Consider the following 11,879-nt stretch of genomic DNA (forward strand, 5'->3'; position numbering starts at 1 on the left):
TAATTATATACCAGGGGGCGGCTTTAAGGAGCTAATCGCGCCCAGCCCGAGCCCGCGGCGCTGGCCAGCCAGGCCGAGGTGCCATGTGGTAAAATAACGCAACTTTCATGCTGATCGATGATCTAGGTCCCTGAATTGAGGCCACAAATTGATGGACATCATTGAGACCACCGAATTATTGGGTGACGGAATAGGGCCTGAGCTCAGGGAGGTGGTACATGCTGTCGCAGATGCCTTGCCGGTTAAGTTTCGTTTTCACCCGGTGGACTTCTCCCTTGAGGCACGTGAGCGGAACGCACGGGCTTGCTATGACGACGCAGATCATTCGATGCGTCGGACCAAACTGGCATTGAAGTATCCAACCATTACGAAGACCGAGAGTCCCAATGCCGTAATTCGCCAGCTATGTAATTTTAGCGTGATCTTGCGTCCCGTTATGTCGATCAAGGGGATCTCGTCAAACTTCAAGGAAAATGTGTTCCTGTACATCGTTCGTATTGCCACCGGCGGTACCTACGATGATCCAGGCCGTCCCATTGGCAAAGATGCTGCGATATCCATTCGTATTGTTGAACGTGAGCCGTGCCGACAAGCTGCGGTGTTTGCGTTCCGATTGGCGCGGGCCAAAGGGCTCAAGGTTACGTCCTCATCGAAGCACACCATACAGCGCATCACAGACGGCCTCTTTCAGTCTGTAGTCGAAGAGGTGCATCAGGCCTTTCCGGACGTATCGCACAATGTGGAGCTCTTTGATGCTTTGTTAGCCAAGATCATCCTGAACCCGGACGACTTTCAGGTGATCTTGGTTTTGAATGAGTACGGTGATTTTCTTTCAGATATGGCCAGCGGCTTGGTCGGAAGCTTGGGGACAGGGGCTAGTGGCAATTTCAGTTTCGATGAAAATGACGACGTCAATATTGCTATGTTTGACCCGGCCGGTGGGACGGCGCCCGATATCGCTGGCCAGAATAAGGCGAATCCGACTGCCATGTTGCTTTCATTGGGCATGCTGTTCGATCATATCGACCGCTATGACATCGGCCATGCGCTGCGCCTGTCTATACTTTCTGCAATCAGTGACGGGGAACGCACCCAGGATATCGGCGGTACGCTGGGCACAAAGGAGTTCGTTCAGCGGGTAATTGAGCGACTGCCCGACCATCTCCCTGCGCACGCCGCATAAGGGCGCAGTCGCGGGCCATCTGCCAGCGTCACGCTTTAAGACCGATCCCTCGATTGAGGACATAGAGGCTTGCCGCAATGAGCGCGGTGATAAATACAATGATGATCGCGAACGCGGTGAAGATGTTGATATCTGATACGCCCAGGATCCCATACCGAAAGGTGTTCACCATATAAAGAACTGGGTTCGCGTGCGAGACGCTCTGCCAGAAATCGGGCAAAAGCGTAATGGAGTAGAACACACCGCCAAGGTAGGTCAGCGGTGTGAGGACAAAAGTGGGGATTATAGATATATCGTCAAATTTTGTTGCAAACACACCGTTTAGAAATCCGCCAAGTGAAAATAGAATCGCGGTCATGAGCACCACGGATGCCATCACCAGAAAGTTGTTTATGTGAAGGCCTGTGAAAAAGAGCGCGACGCCCGTTACGACTACTCCGACCATCAGGCCACGTACAACACCGCCGGTGATGTAGCCAGCCAGGATAACGAAATTGGGTATCGGCGCGATCAACATTTCCTCGATATGCTTCTGGAACTTGGCGCCAAAAAACGAAGAGACGACATTCGTGTAGGAGCTGTTGATTACAGCCATCATGATGATGCCTGGCGCGATATACTCCATATAGCTAAAGCCGCCCATCTTTCCGATTCGCGGGCCGATGAGCTGCCCGAAGATGACGAAATAAAGGGTCATGCTAATGGCAGGCGGCAAGATCGTCTGTATCCAGATTCGGGTAAAACGGGTCACTTCCTTTCTGACGATGGTTTGGTATGCAATTAGATCCCTTTTAATACTCATTGACGTCCTAAAGCCTCCTTGATATGGGTTCGGTTCCACTGCCGTTGTTGTCGACTAGTCGCAAGAACAACTCTTCCAGCCGGTTTGCCTTATTTCGCATGCTCAGGACTTCGATGTCGTTTTCCGAAAGTAATCTGAATAACTCGTTGATGCTTTGGTTTTTGGAGACGTCGACTTCAAGGGTAGATTCGTCGATGAGTTGAATTCGATATCCGTCAATGGTAGGTGGGCTCGGGAGACGCCTCTTCAAATCCAATACAAAGGTCTCGATATTGAGCTTCGTTAGAAGCTGCTTCATAGATGTGTCCTCGATGATTTTGCCCTTGTCGATAATGGTGATGTCCTTGCACAGGGATTCCGCTTCTTCCAGATAGTGCGTTGTTAGGACAATGGTTGTGCCACGTGAGTTGATTTCTTTTAGAAACTCCCACATGGATCGTCTCAACTCTACGTCTACGCCGGCCGTTGGCTCATCCAGTATTAAAAGCTTGGGTTCGTGAACGAGCGCTCGCGCGATCATTAACCTACGCTTTAAACCACCGGATAACGTCCGCGAGCGATCATGCCGTTTCTCCCACAACCCCAGTTTCTTAAGATATTTTTCTGCACGCTCATACGCGAGGCGCTTCTCAATCCCATAAAATCCGCCCTGGTTCACCACGATTTGGAGGCCCGATTCAAATTGCGAGAAATTGATCTCCTGTGGCACGAGACCGATATACGACTTGGCGGCTTCCAGTTCTTTATCGATATCCTTGCCGAAGACAAAGACTTTGCCGGCTGTCTTCGTCACGAGCGAGGTGATGATCCCGATGGTGGTTGACTTGCCAGCACCATTCGGTCCGAGGAGTGCCCTAAAATCCCCCTCACGGACGACAATATCAATGCCCTTTAAGGCCTCCAGGCCATTGGCGTAGGTCTTGCGAAGTCCCTGGATTTGAAGTGCATTCATCTGATGTTACGTTGTAGGCTCATAGGCGGTTGTATTCTACTATACCGGCGCTGGGCTCTGGCAGCGCCGCTGCAATCGCCTCAGCTGGAGGGTAGGGAAAGCGCTGGCCTCATCATGACTGACGAGGCACTTTGATCGGCAGAGGGTTAGGAATTTCGATTGGCGCTGGAGAACGCCGGGACGTCATATAAGGGCCAGCTGTCGGTCGCACCCGCAGCAGCCAAGAGCGATCGGGCAAGTTCCACATTCTTGTCTTTGAAGGGGCCCGCCACAACGCGGTATCGGCGCTCGCCGCCAATCTCAGTGGTGACGATGTGGGAGTTGAAGGCTTCATGACGCACCCGGTAGCGCTCGGCATTCTCCACTATTCTGAAGCTCCCGATGACGAGGTAGATCTGTGGGCTCGCTGCCCCGGCCACCGAAATCTCAGATGATGGCGCTACGGTATCCTCGGATGTCGGGCTTGCAGCCATCTTCGTCGCTGCCGTCTGCCCGGGCTCCTCCACGCTCGTGAGCGTTGAGTCTGCGTGCTCGTCATCCCGGCATAGCGCACCTTCGGTCACAATCCGATGCCAGGCGCAATCCTCTTCCAGCGCGGCGGACACGGCGTGATCACTGAGCCCCTTACCCGTGGTGAGGTAACTGGCTGCCCCGCCAGCGAGCAGGCCCAGCTTGACAGCGGCGGGTAACGCGCAACCGGCGAGCGACAAGCTCAAGATGGTGAGCGCAAGCGTTTGTGTTGGTTTGACCATCCCCAATCCCAATCAGAGAAAACGTAGACGTGCCCCTAACATCCGCCCCTCCCTGACACGCCTGCGGAGTCAATTTTAAACAATAGCATAGAAGATTTTTCTAAACAAACGAATAAAAAGTATTCGTATCTACATGACTTTATGTATCCCTGGCACGGTGGTGGGGCGGTCCGCGGAGTGGATGGTGTCCGGGGCAAAATGGCCCGCATGGGCACACCCGGCCCTGCCCGCTGGCACGATCAACCCATCGAGGCAGGCACCGCTGGCAGTATACTGATGCCTAGGCCGACGTAGGAGGGGTCGCAGATGGGAAAGCCCGCTGTATGGTTTGTCGATGATTTGTCATCGAATCGCAAACGCTTTCGGGACAACCACCAAGACGCGTTTATCGTGACGACCTTCCGGGAGCCCGCAGAAGTAATGGATGAGCTGGAACAAATGGGGCCGCCCGATGCCTTACTCTGTGATATCTATTTCTATGAAAGTGAGGAGCAAGCCAAGAGGATTGAAGAGCAAATAGGAAATGCCGCAGCAAGACTTCGGGCCCTTGCCGGAGATCTAGGGGCCGGCAACAAGGATGCACAGGCCGGGATCAGGCTTATAGAAGACGTGACGAATTATTTTAAAGGGGATCCGCCATTCCCGCTCTATGCCTATACGTCCAAAGGACCATACATTCTGGATGATTCAGGGTTTGATCGCCTTGTCCAATCAAGCGCACGCTGGCTATTCAAAGGAAGGAATACCCCCGAAGCTGAACGGCGTGTCATCAGCCGCGACATCAAGGCATTGAAAATGCTGCGGTTGCAAGAAGGGATACGAAAACATCTTTGGGCAATGATTTTTATCTCGGCTATCATCGGCTGGTGCGCAGGGAAATTCCTGTGAAGTTCACGGCCAGTAGCCCAAGGGCCCCCGAAGCGGCGCTACAGAGAGACCATCGCACTGCTCGTGTGGTCAACAACCGATATGGAGAAAAACAATGCGCATTCGCAAGATTTTGATCATTGGATTTGGCCTTTTCGCAGCACTGATCATTGCTGTCCTGGTGGCCGCGAGTTTCGTTGACGTCAACCAGTACAAAGGTTTTATAGCCGAGAAAGTCACAGCGGCGACCGGGCGTGATATGAAGATAGCGGGCGATCTGGAACTGGCCGTCTCACTCTCCCCCGCCGTGGTAGCAAACGGGGTAACCTTTGCTAATGCATCTTGGGGTTCAAAACCCGAGATGGTCACGGTGAAGCGCGCCGAGGCCAAGGTGGCGTTATTGCCGCTCATCTTTGGCAAGATTGAGATCAAGCGTTTTGTTCTGATCGAGCCGGAGATCCTGCTGGAGACCAATGCTGAGGGGAAGGGCAATTGGGAGTTTGGTAAACCTAAGGCGAAAGAAGAAAAACCGGAGAAAGAGAGCAAAACGGGAGTGCCCGAGCTCGACATCAGCGAGATCCGCATTGAGAAGGGGCGGCTGACCTACCGGGATGGTAAGACGAAACAGACAACCCAGGTAGGCATCCAGCGCTTGAGCCTGAAATCAAGCAGTATGGGTAGTCCCATTGCACTTCAACTGGCAGCGACCTATAACGATCTCCCGATCAGTGCGGCTGGAACCCTGGGGCCAATCGGTGCGCTCATGAAGAATGAGTCGTTCCCCATCGACATCACTGTCGATGTCGAGGATGCCAAGATCGCTCTGGACGGTTCTATCGACAAACCCATGGACGCCAAGGGTTTGAACCTGGCCGTCTCCGTGAAAGCGGATAATCTCAAAGATCTCTCCAAGCTCGCTGGAACCGAGTTACCGGATGTTGGTCCACTACAGGTCACAGCGAAGCTTTCCGATCCCAAGGGTGGTGTCTACAGCGTCAAAGGTCTCAATTTGAGGCTCGACAAAACAGATCTGGCCGGTGAAGTCTCCGTTACCGTGGCCGGCAAGCGTCCCAGCATCACCGCACGCCTTAGGGCTTCGTTGATTGATGCCACGCCCTTCATGGCCGAGGAAGAGGGCAAAAAGGCGAAGAAGGCCGCAAAGGAGAGTGATCGGATCTTCTCAGCAGAGCCCCTTCCGCTGGATGGACTTCGGGCGGTGAACGCGGACGTGACCCTTCAGGCGGATCGCATTCGCACGCCGAACCTCGTCCTCGATAAGGTCAATGTGGCGGTGAAACTCACGGATGGTCAGTTGCAGGTCAAACCCCTCACCGCAACCGTAGGGGGCGGGACTTTGGCCGCCGACCTGAGCCTGGATGCCAGGGGTAAGGCCGCTGCGTTAGCAGCAAACGTCGATGCCAAGCAGCTTGGTTTGGGAGCCCTGCTCAAGGAGACCAGGGGCGCTGATCTCATGGAAGGCGGCAAGACGGACGTCACGATAAAGGTAGCAGGAAGTGGTGATTCGGTGCGCGCCATTATGGCAGGTCTCAATGGCAACCTGTTGGTGGAGGTAGGCAAAGCGCGCATCAACAATGCCACCATGAATAAGACCACATCGGCTATCGTCACGACAACCCGGGGCCTTATCAATCCCCTCAGCGCCACGGATCCCTATACCAATCTAGAATGCGGCGTCGTTCGCTTTGATATCAAGGACGGCATCGCAACATCCGACAAGGGCATCGGCGTCGAGACCCAAAAGCTCCTTATTTCGGGTGGCGGCGAGGTCAATCTCAAGACTGAAAAACTGCACCTCGGCGTGCAACCCAGGGCGCGCAAGGGCATCGGTGTGGGATCGCTTGCCAGTGTCGTCGTCATAGGGGGCACGCTCGCCCATCCGAAACCCGAAGCCGACCCCGAGGAGCTCGTTAAGAAAGGTGCAGCGGTCGGCGCGGCGGTGGCGACCGGGGGTCTGGCGCTGCTCGGCGGGGCGCTGCTTGACTCGGGTACCAAGGATGAACACCCTTGTGCAACCGCCCTCACAAAGGCGCCGGCCAAGGCGGCAAGTACGGAAGGGGCAAAGCCCGGCGCGTCAACCAAGGAGCCAACGGCAAGTAGCAGTGAGACGAAGGCGGGGGCAGCCTCCAAGGAGAAGGAAACCAAAGAAGAGGGTCTCGGTGGAATGTTGGAGGGGATCAAGAAGGGTATCTTCGGGAAGTAGCCCTCTTGCTATCCCCGGTCAAGCGAATGGCCGTGTATGCTATTTGACCGTGGGCTGTTGAAACGCCAGCGCGCCGGTATGATGCAGCACCATGAGTGTCTGATCGTCTTTTGCCGGTATCCCACCTCGAAACCTCGCCACCGCATCGAGCAGCAAGCAATTGAGCCTGGCGGGCTCTCTTCTATCTAGCTCGCGAACAAGGGTAAGTAAACCGTCTTCACCGAGCGGCTCATTGTTTGTGTTCGTCGCTTCAATGAGTGAGTCGGTGTACATTAAGATAACATCGCCACGGCCAAGCGCCACGGCAAACTCGACGTAGTCTGTCGGCTCAATCACACCAAGGGGCAGATTCAGGGGACCTCCAGCCTGCACCGGGATATCATGATCCAAGAGCTCCCAGGTGCGAGTTTGGGCGTGATACCAAAGCGGTTTTGGATGGCCGGCATTGCAGATGATGAGGTGATCCGTGGCGGTGAAATAAGTCACAAACAGGGCGGTCGCGAAGCAGCCGGCGCTGTCGAGCCTCGAGAATTCCTGATTGATTGCTCGCGCAAAGCGCGTCTGGTCTGACATGTTGATGTGTTTGCGCATCAGGCGCCTCAAGCGTGTGGCCGACTCGCCGACGCTTGCCCCGTGACCGGAGATGTCCACTATGGCAAAGCGCGATATTTGGCCGGCGCCTGCGATAGACACGTAGTTCAAATCGCCCCCGCGGTTGCTTTCCTCGAAGGGCAGCGATGTGATCCAGGCATCGATTCCCGGTACCGAAAACGCACACTCACCGCGTTCATTGCCACCCCAAACCTCCATCCACTTCAGCGGACGAGGGCCTGCGTTGGCTCGCTGATAATCGGCGATGCTTATGGGCGATTGCATGAGGGCTGGGGCTTGCATGGGAAATAAGACCGGAGACGGGATGAATGGATTACACCTGGCCGAGGGTAGCCACCACTCCCGTCGGGTTTGGGTATGTTGCACACTATAAACGTGCCAGGTACCCGATCTGCTCGCGTTTTAAGCGGCTGTTCCGCTGCAAAATTTCCTATGTTCATGTTTAAAAGCCAGTTTTCAGGATGTTTATCCTCGCGCACCCTGCGTTCGATCCACCTGGAGCCTAGTTTGACATCATCCTGCTTTCCCCTGGGTGACAGATTGCTTACAGAACGCTTACAGATTTGAATTGAACGGTTGAGACGAGGCGGAGAGCCTGGGAGGGTGTCAGGCTTTGGCGCGCACCGCAGCGGCAGCGGGCAGCGTGGCGTAGCTGGGGCCTGTCAGGGGGTATCAGGATACCTGTGTGCGTCTCTGATAAACGAGGCGTAGGAATCCGGATTTCTTAGTGACGCTTCAAAGCTCATCCTTGCGTATTTTTCAGACTACCCTTCGTATCTTTCAAAAGGCCAGCCAAGAAAACGTTTCTCGACTGGGGGTACGCGCTGCAAGCTCTCGTGGATGAGGGTGTGCGCCCGCCTCAGGCGCTATGCAGTCTTCCCATTGTTTCCTTTGATGAGGAAATACAGAAGTATCAGCGCCAGGGTCACCTGAAATTCCATTCCGCCCATCGGATGCGATTCTGAGGGCACGAAACTCCAGCGACCCCAATGAACCATGACGGTTGCGCCTATGATCACGATCAGCATCATGAGTGCCCCAAGCCGGGTCATCCACTCTTGCATGACGCCGCCTAGCAGGATGAGCGCACCACCGACTGTCTCTGCCAGTGCAACCAGAAGTGCGACAAACACCGGGAGGCCAGCCATCTCGGCAAATCCCGATACATTGGGGAATTTCCCAAGGCCGTGGTAGAGAAATACACTGGCAACTGCGATGCGAAGTAGCCAGTGCGCATGTGGCGCGAGATTATCTAAGGCTTTCATCATCTTCTCCTCCGTCGCTTGTCCCCTGCATCTCCCAGTGTAATCCGGGAGAAGTTGCAGAAGCATCTTTTGGCAGCGCTGCGTGTGTCTGAAACACCCCTCTGTTACGGGTATGGGTACGTGAATGGAATTGGGGTCCCACCGTAAGGATGGATTTTAGGTGTCACGCTCCCCCCTGAAACGCTCTCTATGACCGTTATTTATAATACAGATTACGGGTATGGAAAAGCATTAAAAGCGGGGCGAGGCAGGCGCGCATAACCTGTGCTCAGTCTTTATTAGCTCTGGTCTTAGGGTTTCTTTGGCGTTACATATTTTTGTATCGCGAGCTCAAAGCGTTCTGCGACGGCCTCAACGGTGATCCAGTGCATACCGTCGGGCCGGCGCTTCCTTGAAACGGGATAGTCCTCGCCTGGGTATTGGGTATAGCCATCCACGATGAGGTCCCCGTACTTGCGATATGGCCCCGTACGCTTGGGGTTGGTGTTGCCATAGAGGCCAATGACAGGGACCTCCAGCGCCCGCGCGATATGCAGCGGGCCGGTGTCGGGACTTACCACGACGTCGCTGCCGTCAATCAGATAAGCGACTCGCCGCAGATCATCGCCTAACTCATTCAGCGGCCTGGCCCGCGTGAGACGCATAATAGCGTTCGCGGCTGCGGCTTCTACCGATGACGGCCCGCCAATCAAGACGGGTTGGTAGCCGAAATCGCTCTCGATGATCTCAAGAAGACGCGCATAGCGCGCCGTTGGCCAATCCTTTTCCCGGTGGCGGGTCGCCACCACGACGGCGCAGACAGGTCGCTCGAGACGCTCAAAAAACCGGTGTTGCGCTTCTCGCTCCTCCTCGGTGATGACGATGCCCCATTCCAGCGGATTCGGGTCAACATGAAGATAGGCAAGGAACTCGAAATACTGATCCTGTACGTGCTGAATCGCGTGAGGTGGAATGCGGTGTGTGGTAGTGAGCCAGTTGAGTTCCCGCGCGCGAGCCCGGTCAAATCCGAGCTTCACAGGTGAACGTGCGGCCGCCGTCAGGATCCCCGCCTTGATAGAGACCTGGAGGGCGATGATCAGATCGAAACGTCGGCGGCGAAGCGCGAGGATGCAGCTCGCAAAATCGCGAACGCGCAGCACGCCGCGGCTTCGACGTAACAGGATAAATTCGTCGATGGCAGGATGGTTATAAACCAGTTGGTAAGCAGGCGCCTGGATCACCCAGGTGAGGGAAATATTAGGCGCAGCACGCTTCAATGCGTTGGCCACCGGCAGCACATGCACCGCATTGCCGAGCGAGCTCATCCTCATGATGGCGACGTTGTGATAGCGGTCGATGGGCTCAGGCATCGCTAGCGCGAAGCAAGGGGTCAATTCGCGAATGCTGGACCGTCATGGGGCCAGTGACGCTGTTAGGGGTCGCATTGCATGTATCGGCAAATGTATTACCCCTCTCAGTGTGCGTGGCGACCACACAATCAGTCAACATCGCAGGTTTGTGCCACCGGCACAGCAGATTCCTGAGTGATATTCCCCCTTATTCAGATTTTAACTTCACGGTGTTGCGCAATGCTGTTTCCCACGAGAGGAACAGCCATTGCGACTCGCCCGTCACCTCACTAGCGGGATGACGCGCGCTAGTTCAAAGTTAATCATGGCATCGAGTTTATTGTCGATCTGAAAAAACCGTACCACCTTTTTAGACGGTAGTATCTCTTCAAATTTAGGCGCAAACTTTTTCTTTAACTGTAAACCTGCTTCCTCGATTGACATCCACTCGCCAAACATGGACTTGGCTTGGGCGTTGGTGAGGGTATTGGCGTTGTATGCGTTGGCATAGCCCTGGATCAATGCAAGCTCTCTGTCATTCACCTTTTGCATGGCGGATGTGTATTGTTGGTATAAGGGCCAGAATACCTGCGCCTGATCGGCCGTGATCTCCATGTTTGCGGCAACAATCTGTTTGCGCTGATTTATTATGTCCGCGCGGGTCATTTCCATTTGTTGGTCTTGGGTGGGTTCCGCGACTGGCGCGGCGACCACAATGCCTGGTGTCACACCAAAAATGCAGAAAAGAATCATTGCAGGTTTGTTAATTATGCTCATCGTCGGCTCCTTTAGAATTATGGGGTTGTGTTGAGGTTTAAATATAAAGTTGAAGTTAGGGCACTATTCTCCTGACGCCGCAATAAAAAATGGCGGCAATTGCCGCGGACCGCAAGTGAGCGGCGGAATTTGACTGCTCGGAAAGAAAAGTCCCGTTTTATCTTTATATAGATGGCGGGGCTCAAAGTGCCCGGGGCTTTTTAAACCAAATGGGCTTCATTGTCAATGAAGGATGCCCTATCTCGCTTTCCTCCGCAAGAATTCAGGCAACGCTCGGACTTTGCCTGTCAACAGGTTGTGGCGGGTTGATGAACCCTTGCACGAGATAAGCGTAAGTTCGCGCTTCGCCACATATATGAGTCTCTAAACCTTATGATTTCTCTTTGGAGACGGCAATTAGATTGGTATAAAGGGTGGCGTTCGGGATGAGATATTTTTTCTCCTCTCCTTGAAGGACCGTATAGCGCAGATTAATGTCAACCACCTCTCCCTCACAGCCCGATACAGTAATATGATCGCCGACGTAAAACGGCCGATAGAGAAGGATCAAGGCGCCGGAGAGAAGATTAGACACCGCGTCTTTCAACGCGAATCCCAGTGCGAACCCTATAAGTCCGAGTCCGGCAACGAGCGCGGTAACGTTAATACCCATCGTACCAAGCGCTGTAATTGCGCCAAGGAGTATCAGGGCAATTTTGCTTATTCTGCCGGCTAGTTGCAGGACACGGTTCTTTCCTTCATCAAATGTTGTCCCGAATCGAAAAAAGGTTTTTTGTGCGAACTGCCCGAGGATCCAGAATAGAATAAATAGAACGATGGCGATCCCGAGCTTCGGGACGAATGTAATCACCTCTTTGGTGATTTGAATGATTGCGTCTTCCATTAATTCCCCCCAGCCAAGGCGGCGCTTACCATTATTCAGGTATCTTCGGCGAGCTGAGCCAGGAGAGCCAGCACCCGGTAAGTCTTCATGTCGTTACTGCTGAGTGTTTCCGTGTCGTTGTGCGCTGCGTGCGCCGTGGTTCGCACATCTCTGCCCAGCAGGAACGTTGTGCCCAGTCCAGCGTAGAGGTAGCGCTCGCCAAAGGCCTTCTTCAACGCGGCGAAACTCCGCTCGCCA

12 protein-coding genes are annotated in these 11,879 nt (G+C 54.3%); 3 read left to right on the forward strand and 9 right to left on the reverse strand.

The genetic code is table 11. The features are described from left to right. Positions 1 to 151 precede the first annotated feature (151 nt). Positions 152 to 1,183, forward strand: a complete 1,032-nt coding sequence (locus O6944_09895; GenBank protein ID MCZ6719447.1) for an isocitrate/isopropylmalate family dehydrogenase — start codon at positions 152 to 154, stop codon at positions 1,181 to 1,183. 28 nt (positions 1,184 to 1,211) lie between these two features. Here O6944_09895 and O6944_09900 read toward each other — a convergent pair whose 3' ends face one another. The 3 genes from O6944_09900 to O6944_09910 all read right to left on the reverse strand — a co-directional run bounded on the left by O6944_09900 (position 1,212) and on the right by O6944_09910 (position 3,689). After that, complete coding sequence (locus tag O6944_09900; protein ID MCZ6719448.1) at positions 1,212 to 1,985, reverse strand: ABC transporter permease; 774 nt, start codon at positions 1,983 to 1,985, stop codon at positions 1,212 to 1,214. Between the two features lie 7 nt (positions 1,986 to 1,992). After that, positions 1,993 to 2,937 (reverse strand): ABC transporter ATP-binding protein, encoded by a 945-nt coding sequence (locus tag O6944_09905; protein MCZ6719449.1) that lies wholly within the window; start codon positions 2,935 to 2,937, stop codon positions 1,993 to 1,995. A 146-nt stretch (positions 2,938 to 3,083) separates the two neighbouring features. Continuing rightward, the gene (locus O6944_09910) at positions 3,084 to 3,689 is read right to left on the reverse strand and encodes an SPOR domain-containing protein (GenBank protein MCZ6719450.1); all 606 of its coding nucleotides are present in this window, start codon (positions 3,687 to 3,689) and stop codon (positions 3,084 to 3,086) included. 306 nt (positions 3,690 to 3,995) lie between these two features. Here O6944_09910 and O6944_09915 point away from each other — a divergent pair, with 306 nt between their 5' ends. Both O6944_09915 and O6944_09920 read left to right on the forward strand, forming a co-directional pair. Further along, the gene (locus O6944_09915) at positions 3,996 to 4,577 is read left to right on the forward strand and encodes a hypothetical protein (GenBank protein ID MCZ6719451.1); all 582 of its coding nucleotides are present in this window, start codon (positions 3,996 to 3,998) and stop codon (positions 4,575 to 4,577) included. A gap of 94 nt (positions 4,578 to 4,671) precedes the next feature. After that, on the forward strand, positions 4,672 to 6,777 hold the full coding sequence (locus O6944_09920) for an AsmA family protein (protein ID MCZ6719452.1): 2,106 nt from the start codon (positions 4,672 to 4,674) through the stop codon (positions 6,775 to 6,777). Between the two features lie 39 nt (positions 6,778 to 6,816). Here O6944_09920 and O6944_09925 read toward each other — a convergent pair whose 3' ends face one another. The 6 genes from O6944_09925 to O6944_09950 form a co-directional block, all read right to left on the reverse strand. Beyond that, positions 6,817 to 7,671, reverse strand: a complete 855-nt coding sequence (locus tag O6944_09925) for a PP2C family protein-serine/threonine phosphatase (GenBank protein ID MCZ6719453.1) — start codon at positions 7,669 to 7,671, stop codon at positions 6,817 to 6,819. Between the two features lie 584 nt (positions 7,672 to 8,255). Next, positions 8,256 to 8,657 carry a DoxX family protein gene (locus tag O6944_09930; protein ID MCZ6719454.1) on the reverse strand — a complete coding sequence of 134 codons (402 nt, stop codon included), beginning with the start codon at positions 8,655 to 8,657 and terminating at the stop codon, positions 8,256 to 8,258. Positions 8,658 to 8,944: 287 nt separating this feature from the next. After that, a complete protein-coding gene (locus tag O6944_09935) occupies positions 8,945 to 10,003 on the reverse strand; it encodes a glycosyltransferase family 9 protein (protein MCZ6719455.1) in 1,059 nt (352 codons plus the stop codon). 261 nt (positions 10,004 to 10,264) lie between these two features. Continuing rightward, on the reverse strand, positions 10,265 to 10,759 hold the full coding sequence (locus O6944_09940) for a hypothetical protein (GenBank protein ID MCZ6719456.1): 495 nt from the start codon (positions 10,757 to 10,759) through the stop codon (positions 10,265 to 10,267). Positions 10,760 to 11,129: 370 nt separating this feature from the next. Next, positions 11,130 to 11,642 (reverse strand): mechanosensitive ion channel, encoded by a 513-nt coding sequence (locus tag O6944_09945; GenBank protein ID MCZ6719457.1) that lies wholly within the window; start codon positions 11,640 to 11,642, stop codon positions 11,130 to 11,132. A gap of 35 nt (positions 11,643 to 11,677) precedes the next feature. Beyond that, positions 11,678 to 11,879, reverse strand: a 202-nt coding sequence (locus O6944_09950) for a hypothetical protein (GenBank protein MCZ6719458.1), incomplete at its 5' end; no start/stop codon positions are given.

The organism is Gammaproteobacteria bacterium (assembly GCA_027296625.1).
Taxonomy (GTDB): Bacteria; Pseudomonadota; Gammaproteobacteria; order JAKEHO01; family JAKEHO01; genus JAKEHO01.